The organism is Acidovorax soli (assembly GCF_900107605.1).
GTDB lineage: Bacteria > Pseudomonadota > Gammaproteobacteria > Burkholderiales > Burkholderiaceae_C > Acidovorax > Acidovorax soli.
The window spans coordinates 16,123-33,245 of sequence record NZ_FNQJ01000014.1; the positions used below are offsets into that span (position 1 = coordinate 16,123).

The window sequence follows — 17,123 nt, forward strand, 5'->3', positions numbered from 1 at the left end:
GTCGGTCGCACGGGGCTTGCGCACCATTGTTGCCCACCTGCTGCCGCAAGGCAATGTTCACCCGCGTTTTTCTCTTCTCTCTTGTTCTCATGTACCTCGTTGTCATCACCTGGCTGTATGTCACCCTCATGATGGCCGTGGCCGAAGCCACCAGCAGCACGGGCAGCCTGATGGGCGCTGTCGTGACGTTTGTGCTGTATGGGCTGCTGCCGGCCGGCATCGTGGCCTATATCCTGGGCACGCCCGCGCGCAAGCGGGCCATCAAGGCGCGCGAGCAGGCGCAGCAGGCCGCCTATGACGCTGAGCAAGCTGGCAATCCGCCGGATGCAGGGGCTACACCGGGTGCCGCGCCGGCAGCGTCAGCCGCGCCAGATGCAGGCGGCCATGCGGCCGCTGCCACCAAGAGCCCTCTGGTCGCGCCGGTACGAAAAGAACCGTGAGGCATTGCCCACGGTGCACCAGGGCGCAGTGCTGTCATTGCCGTAGATCTGCGTGACGCCCAGGGTACGCAGCCGCAGCCGCGCCAGCCCTGCCAGATCGGCCAGAAACTTGCCCTGGCCCTGCGCCGCAAAGCACGCCTGGGCCGCCGGGTGGTGTTGGCAGAATGCCTCGCGCACCTCTGCACCCACCTCGAAGGCCGTGGGGCCGATGCAGGGCCCCAGCCACGCCATCGTGTCAGCAGCCAGCGCATCAACCGCTTCGTTTTTGATAGCTGATGGCGATTTACCAGCCAGCGCCAGAGCCTTGAATCGTTCAAAAACAGACTCCAGCACACCCACCCCGTCCATTCCCGCCAGCCCGCGCCAGCCCGCATGGACCGCGCCCACCATGGCACCCGAGCCATGGGCGAGCAGCACGGGCAGGCAATCGGCCACCATGATGGTGCAGACGGCTCCCGGCTCTGTGGCCACGCAGGCATCGGCCTCGGTGCCGTCGGGCGTGGCGTGGTCGATCTCGGCCACCGCCGTGCCATGCACCTGGTTCAGAAAGACGGGCCGGGCACCCGGGGTGGCGCCCTGCACCACGGCCTGCAAACGCTGGCGATTGGCCTGCACTGCCGCTGGCGCATCGCCCACATGGCTGCCCAGGTTCAGGCTGGCATAGGGGCCGCTGCTCACGCCACCGGCCCGCGTGGTGCACAGGGCGTGCACGCCGGCAGGCGCGGGCCACTGCGGCTGCAGCCAGTCGGCATGCGCCATCCCTGTCGAGAGGTTCATCGCCTGCTCACGGCTGATGGTCCGGGCAGGCCGAGGGTTGTGCCTGCGCAAACGCAGGCAGCGCCATGCAGGCAGCAAAGGCCGCCATGGTCAGCGGCAGCCCTTGCAGTTGGACATTGAAGCGCTGGCAATTGAAGACATGCGGCACCAGGCAACAATCGGCCAGCGTGGGGGCATCGCCCCAGCAATACACCGAAGGCGCCAGCCCCTGCGCCACGCGCTGCTGCGCCAGCAGCTCCAGCTGGCGCTCGAATGCCTCCAGCCCGCTGCGCGCCCAATGCTGGTACCAGGCGTTCTTGGCGTCCTCCGAAACCTTCAGCTCACGCACCAGGTATTTGAGCACCCGCAAGTTGTTCAGAGGGTGCATCTCGCACGCCACCATCTGCGCCAGGGCCCGCACCTGGGCCCGGGCCAGCGGCTCGGCGGGCAGCAGGGGCGGCGCAGGATGGGTTTCATCAAGGTATTCGATGATGGCCATGGACTGGGACAGCGCCACGCCATCGTCGGTCAGCAAGGTGGGCACGAGGGCATCGCCCACCCGGCCGGTGTAGGCCGGGTCGTGGTGCTCGCCGCGCACCAGATGCACGGGGATGTATTCGTAGCCAAGCCCCTTGTGCTGCAGCGCGATGCGCACGCGAAACGACGCCGACGAGCGGAAATAATTGAACAGTTTCATGGGTTGCAGAGCGTGGGTGGTGCGCGAAGGGAGGCTGGCGGGGAGGTGGGCTTTGCCGGTCTGCGCCGGCAGGAACACCCCGGGCGCGAGTGTAGCGCCGCTGGGCAGACACGCCGGCCCCGTGGCACACTGGTGCAAGGCGGCGCCACCGCGCCAGAGCCCCGCGCCTGCGCCCCGCCCTATTGACCATCCTGTAGCAGAAAGACCCCCCATGAGCTATGTTTTTTCTCCCGCGCCCGTGGCCAGCGTGCCCGTTGTGGGCTCTGGCGACCGTTTCCCCGTGCACCGCATTTACTGCGTGGGCCGCAACTACGAAGAACACGCCAAGGAAATGGGCTTCACCGGCCGCGAGCCGCCCTTCTTCTTCCTGAAACCTGCCGATGCCATCGTGGTGGTCAACGCCGGCGAAACCGGCCTGCTGCCCTACCCCAGCCTCACGGCCAACCTGCACCATGAGATCGAGCTGGTGGTGGCCATTGGCAAGGGCGGCAAGAACATCCAGGCCGCCGATGCACTGCAGCACATCTACGGCTACGCCGTGGGCCTGGACATGACGCGCCGCGACCTGCAGAACGACATGAAGAAACAGGGCCGCCCCTGGTGCATCGGCAAGGGCTTTGATGCCAGCGCCCCCATCGGCCCCATCACGCCGGCCGCACAGGCAGGTGACGTGGCCCATGCGGCCATCTGGCTGCAGGTCAATGGCGCCGACCGCCAGCGCAGCACCGTGGCCCAGCTCATCTGGAACATCGCCGAGACCATCGAACACCTGTCTGCCGCCTGGGCGCTGCAGCCGGGCGACCTGATCTACACCGGCACGCCCGAGGGCGTGGGTGCCGTGGTGCGCGGTGATGTGCTCGAAGGCGGCGTGGAGGGTCTCACCCCGCTGCGCCTGAGCGTGGTGTAGCCGCCCTGGCACTGCCCGCATTCACTTTACTTTTCATGACTGCAAGCGCTTGATGCACAAGCGCCTGCAGCCTGTTTGAATCCTATTTTTCGCATGACCTTTCGCAGCCCGATCCAACACTGCCGCGCCTGCGGTACGGCCGTGGTCTACCGCCTGCCCGACGACGGCGACACCCGCCAGCGCGCCGTCTGCCCGGCCTGCAACACCGTGCACTACGAGAACCCGCTGAATGTGGTGGGCACCGTGCCGGAGTTTGCCGATGGCCGGGTGCTGCTGTGCAAGCGCAACATCGAGCCGCGCTGGGGCAAGTGGACGCTACCGGCCGGATTCATGGAGCTCGATGAAACCACGTCCCAGGGCGCGGCCCGCGAAACCGACGAAGAGGCCGGCGCCCAGATCGAGATGGGCCCGCTGTTCAGCCTGCTGAACGTGCGCCGCGTGGGCCAGGTGCACCTGTTCTACCGCGCCCGGCTGCTCAGCGAGCAGTTCAACCCCGGCTACGAGACCATCGAGGCGCGCCTGTTCACCGAAGCCGAGGTGCCCTGGGATGAGCTGGCGTTCCGCACCGTCAAGGAAACGCTGGAACACTATTTCGCCGACCGCAAGGCCGGGCAGTTCGGGCTGCACTGCATCGACCTGGAATAGCCCGCCCCCGCACCGTGCGGCCCGGGGTTCGCTCGCGCACTCAGTGCGGCAGCGCGATGGCTTTCCAGCCGGAATGGTTGAAATGGCTGCCGTAGGTGTTGAGCGCCTGCGCCACCTTCACCACCCCCGCTGCGCGTGCCTGCTCGCCTTCCTTGCCCTGCGCGGCATCCACGCCGCCCAGAATCTCGCCGATCACGACGTGCAGCTGGGCATCGGCCTGGGGTTCGAGCTTGCAGTTTTCCACGATGAACGCCACCTGTTTGGAGACTTCCGCGCCAAAGGCATCGTAGTCGGCAGCCCGCGCCTTGCCCGCATGGGCCAGGGGCAGCGTACGGTTCACGGCCTTGTGCATGGCGTTCATGCCCTGGCGCAGCGGGGCATCGATGTGCCATTTCTTGCCGGCATTGCGTTCGATTTTCTGAGGCGTGGCGGCGCCATGGTCATGGGCGGCCGGGCTGGCGGCCAGCGTGGCAACCGGCAGGATCAGGGCGGCGGCGAGCACAAGGTACAGAGGGGATTGCATGAGAAGACTCCGGTAGGTTGAACAAAAGGGCCGGCAATTGCCGGGCCTTGTTGCTTCAAACGATGGACGACCGCCAATGTTCCATCTGTTTTGCATCTTTTTTGATGCACTGCTGATGCACGGACTTTGGCGGCCCCCGCCCTGGCACCGCTAGGCTGCCCTCAATCGCGGTGCAGCAGCTCCTCTTCGGTGGATTCCTGGGCATAGCGGCTGAGCAGCAGGGCCATCAGGCGGGCACGCTGCCCGTCGTCGAGCAGCGCGCGCTCGGCCAGAAGCTGCACAATCACGCGCTGCTGCTGCGCATCCTGGAGGGCGGCAATGCGGGACTGCTCGGCGTCGATGGCGGCGCGCTGCGGCGGGTTGGCAAAAATATGCCGCACCAGTGCCTCGCGATGCCGGCGGATATCGGCCCAGTTGGCGGCCAGGTCGCTCAGGAAGGTGGGTTCGAGCTGCTGCCAGCGCTGGCGCTGCTCGGGGCTCAATTCCAGGTAATCTGGCAGATTCACGGCGCTTGGCCTGGCAGCGCCCGCCTGGGTGGGTGGCTGCAGCTGGTGCAGGGCCACGGCCACGACAATGCCGGCATTCAGGGCCAGCGACACGGCCAGCAGCCATGCCGGTACGCTGCGGCGGTTCATGGCATTCCCTTCGAAAGACGGCAGATTTCTGCGGCGGCGCACAGGCCGCCCGGCGGCACGGGGTCGAACACCCGCACCAGGCCGGCGCTGGGCACCGTGGCCGCGCCGCCGCCCAGCAGCAGGCCGCCCAGCCAGATGCCCGAGGCCAGTGCCAGCCCGCCCGCCAGTCCGGCGGGCATCCAGCCCAGCCAGGCGGACCACGCGGACCTCTGACGCGCTGGCCGCCGCCCCGGTGGCGGAGCGTGCAAGCGGTCGTTCAATTGCGCCGCCAGGTCAAAACCCAGCCGGGGCGACGGCAAGGCGCGCAGGCTCTGGCCCAGCGCGGTGATTTCATCGAGCCGGTGCTGGCAAGCCGGGCAGCCCGCCAGGTGAAGGCTGAAGCGGGCGCGCTCGGCGGGGGCCATCATGTCGTCCGCATAGGCGGACAGGTCGGAGTGTCGTGGGCAGGTCATGGCAAGGTCTCCATTCAGCGCGGCATTTTTTCCAGCAACCCGGCGCGCGCCCGTGCAATGCGCGACTTGACGGTGCCGGTGTTCAGGTCCAGCACGGTGGCGATGTCGTCGTATGACATCTCTTCGATCTCCCGCAGCAGCAGGATCTCGCGGTGTTCAGGGGGCAGCCGCGCCAGGGCCTTTTCCAGGGCCTGGTAGCGCTGCGCCGTCTCCAGCACGGCGTCGGGCGCCGGCGCGGGGTCGGGGTGGCTGGCGGCTTCGTCTTCGTCCCAGGGGACAAAGGCCACGCGCTTGCCGCGCCGCAGCCAGTCAAACGCCAGGTTGCGGGCGATGCGAAACAGCCAGGTGCTCAGCCGGGCGTCGGGCGTCCAGCGCGCCAGGGCTTGGTAGGCGTGCAAAAACGTTTCCTGTGTCAGCTCCAGTGCGTCGTCGGGCGAGCGCGTCAGCCGCACCAGAAAACGGTAAATACGGTCCTGAAAGCGGCCTACCAGTTCCGAAAACGCCGCGCGGTCGCCGCGCTGCGCTTGCGCGGCGCATGCTTCGTCATCGAGGTGGCTGCAGATTCCCATGGTGAACGGATGCTTCAACGCACGGGCGGCCGGAATGTTCCAGGTATTTTGGATGCAGGGTTCGCCGGGGTCTGCATGGCATCACCATGCATGAACGCGGGCAGGCGGTCAACCGCCCGCAAGCCCGGCAGGTCAGGCGCCCCCAGGCTCCTCGACGCGCACGGGCGGCAACGATGGCGCATCGTCGGTGGTCACCGGTGGCAGGCGGCGCGGCGCGGGCGCGGGGGACGGCTGGGCAGATGGCGCAGGCGGTGCGGGTGGATCGCTGCGGAACAGGCCCCGGATCCAGTCGCGCATGCTGTCCAGCGAACGGTCCAGCGACGGTGCGGTGTCGAACTCGTCCACGAACCGGTCCCGGCCATGGACCACGTTGGCACGCAGCGCCTGCTGCATGAATTCACCCACCATGGGCAGCGCGCTGCGGGCGCCCTGCCCCCAGTAGTCGCTGCGCAGCGTGATGCGCCCGTCATTGAAGCCGGCCCAGGCGCCCGCCACCACGCGGCTGTGCATGAGGATGAACCAGCCGTCGGTGTTGTCCTGCGTGGTGCCGGTCTTGCCCGCCACGTCGGCCTGGATGCCGTAGCGCGTGCGGATGGCCGTTGCCGTGCCCCGATCCACGGCGCCGCGCAGGGTGTTGCGCAGGGTTTGCGCGGCGCGGGCGTCAAACACCGCCTCGGGCGTGGGCGGGGCAAAAGCCTCCAGCAGCTTGCCATGGCGGTCTTCGATGCGGGTGATGAGCACCGGCTCCACATAGCGCCCCAGGTTCGCGATGGAGCTGTAGGCCGTCACCATCTCCTTGAGCGTGACCGGGCTGGTGCCCAGTGCGAGCGACGGCACCTCTTCGAGCGGCGACTGGCGCACGCCCAGGGCGCGTGCCACCTCGGCCACGCGGGCCGGCCCCACCTGCTGCATGACCTGCGCGGTGATGGTGTTGCGGGAATACGCCAAGCCGTCGCCCAGCGTCATGGGCTGGTCGCTGGGCGGGCGGCCATCGGTGGGGCGCCACACGCGGCCGCCACCCAGGGGGATTTCCACGGCCTCATCCATCAGCGTGTCGTCGGGCGAAGCGCCGTTGGCAAACGCCGCGCCATACACAAAGGGCTTGAAGGTGGAGCCGGGCTGGCGCCGCGCCGCCTGCACATGGTCGAACGGGTCTTGCGCAAAATCGCGGCTGCCCACCCAGGCCAGAACATGGCCGGTGACCGGGTCCTGCGCCAGAAAGCCCGCCTGCACGCGCGTTTTTTCGGTGCGCAGCTTGGCCATGAAGGCACTGTCGGCCAGCAGCTCCTTGAGCGCGTCCTCGGGCGCTTCGCCCTTGTCGATGGCGCTGCGGTATTCGGCGCTTTCGCGCACCAGCGTCTGCACCAGCGCGCTGTGCGGCCCCCAGCCGTCGCGCCGCGCCCAGGCGGCGTCGGCCACGCCCTGCAACTGGCGCCCCTGGCGCGCCACCGCCTGGTTGGCATAGGCCTGCAGGCGCGAGTCGATGGTGGTGCGGATCACCAGGCCGTCGGAGTACAGGCTGTAGCCCTTGCTGTCGGCCCAGGCGATGAGCTGTTTGCGCAAGTGCATCGCAAAGTGCGGTGCCGGGCCCATGACCTCGGTCTGGCGCTCGAAGTTGACCCTCAGCGGGCGCTTTTGCAACGGCTCCAGTTGCTTGGCATCCAGCTTGCCGCGTTTGACCATCTGCGACAGCACGGTGTTGCGCCGGTCCCTGGCACGCTCGGGGTTGAGCACCGGGTTGTAGTAGGCCGTGCCCTTGAGCATGCCGATCAGCGTGGCGCTCTCCAGCACATTGAGCTGGTCGGCCGACTTGTCGAAATAGGTGCGCGCGGCCATCTCGATGCCGTAGGCGTTGTACAGGAACGGCACGGTGTTCAGATAGGTCTCCAGGATCTCGTCCTTGGTGTACGAGGCCTCGATCTTGAGCGCGGTGATCGCCTCCTTGAGCTTGCGCGTGAGCGTGCGCGAGCGGCCGATTTCCTCGGGGAACAGGTTGCGTGCCAGCTGCTGCGTGATGGTGGAGCCGCCCTGCGGATCGCCGCGCAGCGTCAGCAGCACCGACGATGCCGTGCGCCGCCAGTCCAGTCCGAAGTGCTCGTAAAAGCGGTGGTCTTCGGTGGCGATGAGGGCCTTCACCACGTTGGGCGAAATCTGGTTCAGCTCCACCCATTCGCGGTTGGCCCAGCGGTATTCGGCCAGCAGCTTGCCATCGGCCGACAGGAGCTGCGCAGGCAGCTCGCTCTTGGCCTTGCGGATGTCGCTGATGCCGGGCGTGAACGGCACCAGCACCAGCGCATACAGCAGCAGGGCCAGCGGCAAGGCGGCCAGCAGCCAGGACAGGCTGTGCAGCGACAGCAGCCGCTCGGGCCGGCGCAGCAGCCGCGCGAACGCGGCGCGCAGGGAAGTCAGGGAAACCATGAAAATCCGAATAAAAAGTGCCTCAGGCGCTTATAGTCAAAGCGCCTGCAGCGATGAAAAAACGTCATGCCATGAAACGCCGCAGCTGCGGCAGTGCAGCCCGGGCGGCGCGGCGGCCTTCCGCTATGGCTTCGGCGGCACGGTGAAAGTCCAGCAGCCCCAGATGCGCCAGCGCGGGCGCCACCACCACCTCGGGCGGGTCGCCCGCCATGCGGCTGCGGGTGATGCGCATCTGCATGATGTTGACGCTGGTCATCACCACGTCCAGCATCGAAGGCACGCGCGGCACGGGCACCGCCACAGCGTCACCAGATCCTGGCCCCCAGAACTTCAGGCGGCGCATCCAGTCGCCATTGCGCGCAGGTTCGGGCTCGGGCACTGCAGGGTCGGTGCCAACCGCCTCCGGTGCATCGGCCTGCGGCTCACGTACAACGGCCAGGGGGTGCATGTTGCGATGCAGGATGTCGCTGTTCAGGTCCACCGCGATCACGATGTCCGCCCCCATGGCGCGCGCGAGCGAAGCGGGCACGGGGTTGACCAGGCCGCCGTCCACCAGCAGCCGCCCGTCGTCCTGCACCACCGGCGTGAACAGGCCCGGCAGCGCGATGGAAGCGCGCACCGCATCGGCAATCGAGCCATGGCGCAGCCAGACCTCGGCACCCGAATGCAGATCGGTGGCCACGGCGCCAAAGGGCATGGGCGAGGCCTCGATGTCGAAATCCGCGAAATTGCGGCGCCAGAAGGCAATCAGCTTCTCGCCCTTGAGCATGCCGCCCGACAGATTGAAATCCATGAAGCCGAACACGTCGCGCATGCCCAGGCCCTGCACCCAGTCGGAAAAGCGCTCCAGCTCACCCGCCGCATGGGCCGCGCCCACCAGCGCGCCGATGGACGAGCCGCACACGATGTCGGGCCGCACGCCTTCTTCGGCCAGTGCCTGTAGCACGCCGATGTGCGCCCAGCCGCGCGCCGAGCCGCTGCCCAGCGCCAGGCCCAGGCGGGGTGCGCGCCGCGCCAGTGCCATCAGCCCGCGCCCTCGGCCGCCGCGCCCGCCTGCAGCAGCGCCAGCATGCCGGCCTCGTCGAGCACGGGCACGCCCAGCTCCTGGGCCTTGGCCAGCTTGCTGCCGGCCTCTTCGCCGGCCACCACGTAGCTGGTCTTCTTGCTGACCGAGCCGGCCACCTTGGCGCCAGCAGCTTCGAGCAGGTCCTTGGCGGCATCGCGGCTCAGCGTGGGCAAGGTGCCCGTCAGCACCACGGTCTTGCCGGCAAGAATCTGCGGTGCGCGCTCGGCAGGGGCACCTTCGGGCCAGGTCACGCCGCTGGCGCGCAGTTGTTCGACCACCTCGCGGTTGTGCGGCTGCTGGAAGAAAGTGTGCAGGCTCTGTGCCACCACAGGACCCACGTCGTTCACCTGCAGCAGCTGCTCGACGCTGGCATCCATGATGGCGTCGAGCGTGCCAAAGTGCCGCGCCAGGTCCTTGGCCGTGGCCTCGCCCACATGGCGCAGTCCCAGGCCGAACAGAAAACGCGGCAGCGTGGTCTGCTTGGATTTTTCGAGCGCGGCCAGCACGTTCCGGGCCGATTTGTCGGCCATGCGCTCCAGCGCAATCAGAGAGGTGAGGCCCAGCCGGTACAGATCGGGCAGCGTGCGGATCACGTTGGCATCCACCAGCTGGTCCACCAGCTTGTCGCCCAGGCCCTCGATGTCCATGGCGCGGCGCGCGGCAAAGTGCAGGATGGCCTCCTTGCGCTGCGCGGCGCAGAACAGGCCGCCCGTGCAGCGGTGGTTGGCCTCGCCCTTTTCGCGCACCACGTCGCTGCCGCACACGGGGCAGGCCTTGGGCATTTGGAAGTTGGGCACGTAGCCGGTGCGGTTGCCGGGCATCACGCCCACCACTTCGGGGATCACATCGCCCGCGCGGCGCACGATGACGGTGTCGCCCACGCGCACGCCCTTCTTGCGGATCTCGAACAGGTTGTGCAGCGTGGCATTGGTCACGGTGACGCCGCCCACGAACACCGGCGCCAGCCGCGCCACGGGTGTGATCTTGCCGGTACGGCCCACCTGCACGTCGATGGCTTCGACCTTGGTGGCCATCTCCTGCGCAGGGTACTTGTGCGCCACGGCCCAGCGCGGCTCGCGCGTCTTGAAGCCCAGGTCGCGCTGCAGCTGCAGCGAATTCACCTTGTAGACCACGCCGTCGATGTCGTAGGGCAGCGCGTCACGGCTGGCGCCCACCTGCTGGTGGAATGCGACCAATTCCGCAGCACCCAGCGCAATTTGCACCTGCGCTGCGACCGGAAAACCCCAGGATTTCAGGGTCTGCAGCATCTCGTAATGGGTGCGAAACACGGGCCCGCCATCGCCGGTCGGCGTGATCGCGCCCAGGCCGTAGGCAAAAAAGCTCAAAGGCCGCTGGGCGGTGATGTTGGAGTCGAGTTGGCGCACAGCGCCTGCGGCGGCATTGCGCGGGTTCACAAAGGTCTTGCCACCCTGCTCCCGCTGGCGCTCGTTGAGCGCGTCAAAATCGGCGCGACGCATGTAGACCTCGCCACGCACTTCCAGCAGCGGCGGCACGCCTTCCGGCAAGGTCAGCGGGATCTGCCGGATGGTGCGGATGTTGTGCGTCACCTCCTCACCCACCTCGCCATCACCGCGCGTGGCAGCCTGCACCAGGCGGCCGTTTTCGTAGCGCAGGCTCATGGCCAGGCCGTCGAACTTGGGCTCGGCCACGTATTCGATGGCGGGGTCGGCGTCTGTCAGCCCCAGCTCGCGCCGCACGCGTGCATCAAACGCCTGGGCGCCCGTCGCTTCGGTGTCGGTCTCGGTGTGGATGCTGAGCATGGGCACCGCGTGGCGCACGGGGGCCAGGCCCTCCATCACCGCGCCAATCACGCGCTGCGTGGGCGAATCAGGGGTGACCAGATCGGGGTGTGCAGCTTCGAGCGCCTGCAGCTCGCGGAACACGCGGTCGTATTCGGCGTCGGGTACGGTGGGCTCGTCCAGCACGTAGTACTGGTGCGCCCAGTGGTTGAGCTGGTCGCGCAGCGCCTTGATTCTGATGGCTGGCTGCGCTGAAGCCACGGGCGCTGGGGCCGAAAACAGGTCCAAATTCTCGGTCATGACCGCACCAGCGCTCAACTGAAGAGACGCCGTGCCAGCACGGACCCGGCCGACAGATCGCGGCCATCCAACTGGTCGTACAGCAGCTCCAGGTCGGCGGCAATCGGGTCCATGGCCATGGCGGGCAGCGGCTGGCCGTTCTGGTCGCAGAGCACGCCGTCCATGGCCTGGCACAGGGCGGCGGCCACCTCGCGCAGGCGGGCAAAGGGCTGTTCGCTGCGGTGCACCTGGGCCACGTCCAGGCTCAGCGTGAGGTCGCGGATGGCGGATTGCTCGGGGTCGTCGGCCAACGCGGCCTGCGTGTCGTAGCCCAGCGTGAGCACGGGTGGCAAGCCCTGGATGCCGGCCGGCAGCACCAGGCGGCCGGGCATGGCGCCGGCCACAAAGCCCAGGCGGGCGGCGTTCTGCTGCACATAACCGGGGCTCCAGGCGGCCTGGCGGGCGCGCAGCATGAACATGAGCTGGGCGTCGTGGTCGCTGGCGAACTGGTCCAGCTCGCGGGCACGGGCCACTTCCTGCAGCATGTCGGGGAAGTCGGGGGCAGCGTTGATGGCGTCGGCAAAGGCCTGGGCCTTGACCACGAACTCGGAGAACTCGATCTCGTTGAGCGCGCCCATGCGGTTGGCCAGTTGTACCCCCGCCTGGAAGGACTGGTAGCGCTGGCCGGGGGCCGGGGTTTCCCACTGCTGGGTGGCTTCGTTCAGGCCCTCGATGGCAAAGGGCTTGCTGCCCGCGCGGCGGGTGGGCGGCAGTGCGGCCAGGGCCGCATCGCCGGACACCACATGCTCGGGCTGCAGCGAGGCGATCACGTCGATGAGCGGATCCAGCCCCGGGCGGCGCTCGGACGAAAACGGTGGCACGGGCAGTTGCAGGGCGTCGCCCGCGTCCACGGTGTGTTCAGAAGGCTCCGGGCCCCGGTCCAGTCCGTGGAAATCGCTGGGTGGCATGGCCCCGGTCGCGCCTGCGTCAAAGCCGGGCTCCAGGCGCTGCGCGGGCTCCGCCGCCGGGTCGTACTCTGTGGGCAGGGCGCGCTTGGGCGCGTTGCGGCGCGAGGTCCAGGTGTTGTAGGCCACGATCAGGGCCAGCACCAGGCCACCGATGATGGCCAGACTCAGTTGCAATGTGCTCATGTTTGAATGAATGGGTTCAAGCGTCCACCATCGAGAGGGCCGATTCCATATCGACGGCCACGATGCGCGACACGCCCTGCTCCTGCATGGTCACACCGATCAGTTGCTCGGCCATTTCCATCGCGATCTTGTTGTGGCTGATGAACAAAAACTGCGTGCCCTTGCTCATGCTGGACACCAGCTTGGCATAACGCTCGGTGTTGGCGTCGTCCAGCGGCGCGTCCACTTCGTCCAGCAGGCAGAACGGCGCCGGGTTGAGCTGGAAGATGGCAAACACCAGCGCAATCGCCGTCAGGGCCTTCTCGCCGCCCGACAGCAGGTGGATGGTCTGGTTCTTCTTGCCGGGTGGCTGCGCCATCACCTGCACGCCCGAATCGAGGATTTCGTCGCCGGTGATGATGAGCTTGGCCTGGCCGCCGCCGAACAGCTCGGGGAACATGCGGCCAAAGTGCGCATTCACGGTGTCGAAGGTGCCCGAGAGCAGCTGGCGCGTTTCGCCGTCGATCTTGCGGATTGCGTCTTCGAGCGTGTTCATGGCCTCGGTGAGGTCGGCCGTCTGCGCATCCAGGAACACCTTGCGTTCGCTGGCGAGTTTCAGCTCGTCGAGTGCCGCGAGGTTCACCGCGCCCAGGGCGGCGATCTCGCGGTGCAGGCGGTCGATTTCTCCTTGCAGGCCGCCCACGCGCACATTGCCGTCGGTGATCGACTGGGCCACGGCCTCCAGGTCGGCCTGGGCATCGGCCAGCAAGGTGGTGTATTGCTCCAGGCCCAGGCGCGCTGCCTGTTCCTTGAGCTGGAATTCGGTGATGCGGGCGCGCAGCGGGTCGAGCGCGCGCTCCAGCTGCATGCGGCGCTCGTCGCTGGCGCGCAGCTTGGCCGTGAGGTCGTCGTATTCGCTGCGCTGAGCTGAGAGGGCTTTTTCGCGCTCCATCTTCATGTCGAGCGCCTGCTGCAGGCCGCCCTGAGCGGCGGCGTCGGACAGGCGGGCCAGCTCATCGCGCGCGCGCTGCTGCTCGTCGGCCAGGGCTGTGGCCTGCTGGGTCGCGGTTTCAATGGCACGGGACAGTTCGCCCCGGCGTGCCTCCACCGTGCGCTGCGAGAACGTGGCTTCTTGCGCCTGGCGCTCCAGCGTGCGCTGCTGCTCGCGGCAGGCAGTGAGCTTGCGCTCGGCCTCGATCACGCGGTCGCCCAGTTGCGCCTCGCGTTCCTGGCTGTCGGCCAGCTGCATGTCGAGTTCTTCAAAGCGCGCTTCGGCGGACACGCGGCGCTCCTGCAGGTCGGCCAGCTGGGCCTCGACCTCGGCCAGGTCACCGTCGATCTGCTGGCTGCGTGCGCGGGTCTGCTCGGCCAGTTGGGTCAGGCGCAGGGTTTCGACCTGCAGTTCGTGGGCGCGGCTCTGGGTTTCGGTGGCTTCGCGGCGGGCCGCCACCAGTCGCTGCGAGGCGTCGGCATACGCCGCCTCGGCGCGGACCAGGGCGGTGCGCGATTCCTCGGCGATCAATGCCTGGGCGCGCAGCTCCTTTTCAAGGTGCCCGATCTCCTGCGCGCGGGCCAGCATGCCGGATTGCTCGGAGTCCTGCGCGTAAAAGCTCACGCTGTGGGCGCTGACCGCATGGCCGGTGGGAACGAACACCATTTCGCCGGGTTGCAGCGTGGTGCGGCGGCTTAGGGCTTCGTCCAGCGTGGGGGCCGTGTAACAGCCCTGCAGCCAGTCGGTGAGCACGGCGCGCAGGCCCACGTCGTTCAGGCGCAGCAGATCGGACAGGCGGGCGTGGGGTGAGGATGTCTCGGGGTGTCCCGCAGCGGGGGCGCTGTAGAAGGCCAGGCGCGCGGGCGGCGCGTCGTTGCTGCCGGAGCCCAGGAAGCCACGCACCATGTCCAGGCGCCCGACTTCCAGCGCGCCCAGGCGCTCGCGCAGCGCGGCTTCCAGCGCGTTTTCCCAGCCGGGTTCGATGTGGATGCGGCTCCACAGGCCTTGCAGGCCATCGAGCCCGTGCTTGGCGAGCCAGGGGCGCAGCTTGCCGTCGGTCTTGATCTTTTCCTGCAGCGCCTTGAGCGCCTCCATGCGCGCGGACAGGTCGGCCTGGCGGGCACTTTCGGTGTTCACGGCCTGCTGGCGCGCACGGCGGTCGTCGTCGAGCTGGGGCACGGACTCCTGCAGCTCGTGCAGGCGGGCCTCGGTGGTTTCGGCGATCTCCTGCGCTTCTTCGAGCTGTTCGCGCAGGTGGATCAGGCGGGCTTCGTCGGGCGCTGCCAGCGCATTGCGGTCGGTGCGCAGGCGCTCGAAGCGGGCGTCGAGCTGGCGGCTTTGCTCGTCAAAGCTGCGCTGCTCGGCGGCCAGCACGCCGATTTGCTGCTGTACCTGCACCACGCTGCTGCGTTGCTCGGCCGTGCGGCTCTGGGCCTGGCGCAGGGCTTCTTCCAGGTCGGGCAGCTGCATGGCCTGCTCTTCGACCTGGGCGGCCAGCAGCTCGGCGCGTTCTTCGGCATCCACGCCGGCACCGGCGAGGTTTTCAAGCTCGATGTCGGCCTCTTCCTTGCGGGTTTGCCACTGGGCGACCTGCTCGGCCAGGGTGACGAGGCGCTGCTCCACGCGCTGGCGGCCTTCGACCACGTAGCGGATCTCGGCCTCGAGCTTGCCCACCTCGGCCGTGGCCTCGTACAACTTGCCCTGGGCCTGGTTGACCTGGTCGCCAGCGGCGTAATGCGCCTGGCGGATGGTTTCGAGGTCGGACTCCACGGCACGCAGGTCGGCCATGCGCGATTCGAGGTCGTTCACGGCCTGCAGGCCATCGAGGCGCACCTTGGCCTGGTCGGCTTCGGCGTCGGCACGCTTGAGGAACCACAGCTGGTGCTGCTTGAGCGTGGCATCGGCCTGCAGTGCGTTGTATCTGGCGGCCACCTCGGCCTGCTTTTCAAGCTTTTCGAGGTTGGCGTTGAGCTCGCGCAGGATGTCTTCGACCCGCGTGAGGTTTTCGCGCGTGTCGTGCAGGCGGTTCTCGGTCTCGCGGCGGCGCTCCTTGTATTTGGAGACGCCAGCGGCCTCTTCCAGGAACAGGCGCAGTTCCTCGGGGCGGCTTTCGATGATGCGGCTGATGGTGCCCTGGCCGATGATGGCGTAGGCGCGCGGCCCCAGGCCCGTGCCCAGGAACACGTCCTGCACGTCGCGGCGGCGCACGGGCTGGTTGTTGAGGTAATAGCTGCTGGTGCCGTCGCGCGTGAGTACGCGACGCACGGCCACCTCGCCGTACTGGCCCCATTGGCCGCCCGCACGGTGGTCGGAGTTGTCGAACACCAGCTCGACGCTGGCGCGGCTGGCCTGCTTGCGCGTGGTGGTGCCGGAAAAGATCACGTCCTGCATGGACTCGCCACGCAACTCGCTGGCCTTGCTTTCACCCAGCACCCAGCGCACCGCATCCATGATGTTGGACTTGCCGCAGCCGTTCGGCCCCACCACGCCCACCAGCTGACCGGGCAGCATGAAATTGGTGGGTTCAGCGAACGACTTGAAGCCGGAGAGTTTGATGGAATTGAGACGCACGAATCACCTGTAACACCGCACCGCTGACAAAGCGCCAGGGCCGGTCGGCAGCCGCCGCCGGGCGCGCTGGCGTGCCGGGCGGTTGAGGGGTGAATGTTAACTGAGGTGGTTGGCGTTGCCGCGCTGTGGGGACAGGGTCATTGCCTGCGCAACCTGGGAATGCAGAGCAGCCCCGCGCGCCTGCCCATGGGCCCACGGGCTATCCAGCCCCTGTTTGTCGATTTTTTTTACACCTCATCCGATGACTTGTCAGATTGGGATACCAAGTGTTTGATTTTGTTGTCTATTTTCAATCTGGCACACATCATGCTTTCTGGAGGTGCGTCACTGCAAGCAAATCCAAAGGATGTCCTCCATGAAACTCCAGAAATTTCTTCAAACCGTTGCCCTTTGCGGGGGATTGATGGGAATGGGCAGCAGCCATGCTGCGGCCATGATCTTCGACAGCGTGGCCGATACGGGTTCGATTCTGTATTCAGCGACCCAGGATGGCGCCACGCTTTCCGCAACGGTGAAATTCACGCTCAACTCTTTGACTGCAGCGCAGGCCATCTTTGAAGTGGAGGTGTTGAACAACTCCTTCGGTCCGGGGACCAACCGGCTGACGTCGTTTGGCATCGACATCGTGAGCCCCACATTGAATTTCGCGTCGGCCAACGAAGGCTGGGATGCCACACGCAACACCAACTTCCCGTCTTTTCAAACCGTAGACCTTTGCATTTGGGACGGCAGCAGCTGTTCCGGCGGGGGTAACCAGGGCGTTGGTGAGGGGCAGAAGGATATCTTTGCGCTGACACTGGGAACCGCCGGAAACTTCCTCACGAATGGGGTTTCATTCACCAGCCCTTATGCCGCCAAGTTTCAAGACGCTGGAACCCAGGGCAGCTCCATTGAACTCGCCGGCTGCATCGTGGGTACGGCCCATTGCGATCCCACCCAAGTTCCCGAGCCGGCCTCGATCGCACTGATGGGTTTGGGCCTGCTGGGCGCCGCACTGGCCCGCCGCCGCAAGGCTTGAACGCACGGCGATGCCCGGGAATAGGCCGGATATCTTGCCTGCTCCCGTAAAAAAGCGCTCACCGAGCGCTTTTTTCATGGGCGCTTCCTGCCCGCGGGCCAATGACCGGTTCTCCATACCCTGTCAGGGCGGACTCACGAGCAAACCGGTCCTGTTTTTAAAGCGCCAATTCGGTCCTGGCGCTTAGAGCCTGATCACGATCTCGCAGGGGATCGCGTTGGAGCGCAATCGGGATGAGTGGATGCTTCGGGTGCGCCGCATGGGCT

The 17,123-nt window shown here is 67.3% G+C and carries 15 protein-coding genes; 4 read left to right on the plus strand and 11 right to left on the minus strand.

Translation table 11 applies throughout. The features are described 5' to 3' along the window. Positions 1–89 precede the first annotated feature (89 nt). Positions 90–440, plus strand: coding sequence for a hypothetical protein (locus BLW02_RS10725; protein ID WP_092698424.1), 351 nt, complete (start codon positions 90–92; stop codon positions 438–440). On the opposite strand, the gene pgeF is transcribed toward BLW02_RS10725, so the two are convergent. Both pgeF and maiA read right to left on the minus strand, forming a co-directional pair. Beyond that, positions 360–1,217, minus strand: a complete 858-nt coding sequence (gene pgeF / locus BLW02_RS10730) for a peptidoglycan editing factor PgeF (RefSeq protein ID WP_092698426.1) — start codon at positions 1,215–1,217, stop codon at positions 360–362. The genes BLW02_RS10725 and pgeF overlap by 81 nt on opposite strands. Before the next feature lie 7 nt (positions 1,218–1,224). Continuing rightward, positions 1,225–1,893, minus strand: coding sequence for a maleylacetoacetate isomerase (maiA, locus tag BLW02_RS10735; RefSeq protein ID WP_092698525.1), 669 nt, complete (start codon positions 1,891–1,893; stop codon positions 1,225–1,227). A 211-nt stretch (positions 1,894–2,104) separates the two neighbouring features. Here maiA and BLW02_RS10740 point away from each other — a divergent pair, with 211 nt between their 5' ends. Both BLW02_RS10740 and BLW02_RS10745 read left to right on the plus strand, forming a co-directional pair. Further along, on the plus strand, positions 2,105–2,800 hold the full coding sequence (locus tag BLW02_RS10740; RefSeq protein WP_092698428.1) for a fumarylacetoacetate hydrolase family protein: 696 nt from the start codon (positions 2,105–2,107) through the stop codon (positions 2,798–2,800). Between the two features lie 93 nt (positions 2,801–2,893). Then, positions 2,894–3,445, plus strand: a complete 552-nt coding sequence (locus tag BLW02_RS10745; RefSeq protein WP_026436540.1) for an NUDIX hydrolase — start codon at positions 2,894–2,896, stop codon at positions 3,443–3,445. 40 nt (positions 3,446–3,485) lie between these two features. Here BLW02_RS10745 and BLW02_RS10750 read toward each other — a convergent pair whose 3' ends face one another. The 9 genes from BLW02_RS10750 to smc form a co-directional block, all read right to left on the minus strand. After that, entirely contained in the window at positions 3,486–3,968 is a 483-nt protein-coding gene (locus tag BLW02_RS10750; protein ID WP_092698430.1) for a hypothetical protein, read from the minus strand. A gap of 161 nt (positions 3,969–4,129) precedes the next feature. Further along, entirely contained in the window at positions 4,130–4,603 is a 474-nt protein-coding gene (locus tag BLW02_RS10755; RefSeq protein ID WP_092698432.1) for a Spy/CpxP family protein refolding chaperone, read from the minus strand. Continuing rightward, positions 4,600–5,055, minus strand: a complete 456-nt coding sequence (locus tag BLW02_RS10760) for an anti-sigma factor family protein (protein WP_092698434.1) — start codon at positions 5,053–5,055, stop codon at positions 4,600–4,602. The genes BLW02_RS10755 and BLW02_RS10760 overlap by 4 nt, the downstream gene beginning before the upstream one ends. Positions 5,056–5,069: 14 nt before the next feature. Beyond that, positions 5,070–5,624, minus strand: a complete 555-nt coding sequence (locus BLW02_RS10765) for a sigma-70 family RNA polymerase sigma factor (RefSeq protein WP_092698527.1) — start codon at positions 5,622–5,624, stop codon at positions 5,070–5,072. A gap of 132 nt (positions 5,625–5,756) precedes the next feature. Then, complete coding sequence (locus BLW02_RS10770; RefSeq protein WP_092698436.1) at positions 5,757–8,042, minus strand: penicillin-binding protein 1A; 2,286 nt, start codon at positions 8,040–8,042, stop codon at positions 5,757–5,759. A gap of 64 nt (positions 8,043–8,106) precedes the next feature. Beyond that, a complete protein-coding gene (locus BLW02_RS10775; RefSeq protein ID WP_092698438.1) occupies positions 8,107–9,066 on the minus strand; it encodes a patatin-like phospholipase family protein in 960 nt (319 codons plus the stop codon). Further along, on the minus strand, positions 9,066–11,168 hold the full coding sequence (ligA, locus tag BLW02_RS10780) for an NAD-dependent DNA ligase LigA (protein ID WP_092698440.1): 2,103 nt from the start codon (positions 11,166–11,168) through the stop codon (positions 9,066–9,068). Before ligA ends, BLW02_RS10775 begins: the two co-directional genes overlap by 1 nt. 14 nt (positions 11,169–11,182) lie before the next feature. Further along, on the minus strand, positions 11,183–12,298 hold the full coding sequence (locus BLW02_RS10785) for a cell division protein FtsZ (RefSeq protein ID WP_092698442.1): 1,116 nt from the start codon (positions 12,296–12,298) through the stop codon (positions 11,183–11,185). Between the two features lie 16 nt (positions 12,299–12,314). After that, positions 12,315–15,839 carry a chromosome segregation protein SMC gene (gene smc, locus BLW02_RS10790; protein WP_092698444.1) on the minus strand — a complete coding sequence of 1,175 codons (3,525 nt, stop codon included), beginning with the start codon at positions 15,837–15,839 and terminating at the stop codon, positions 12,315–12,317. A gap of 355 nt (positions 15,840–16,194) precedes the next feature. Between smc and BLW02_RS10795 the strand changes: the two genes are divergently transcribed. Then, complete coding sequence (locus BLW02_RS10795) at positions 16,195–16,857, plus strand: cistern family PEP-CTERM protein (protein ID WP_092698529.1); 663 nt, start codon at positions 16,195–16,197, stop codon at positions 16,855–16,857. The last annotated feature ends 266 nt before the right edge of the window (positions 16,858–17,123 follow it).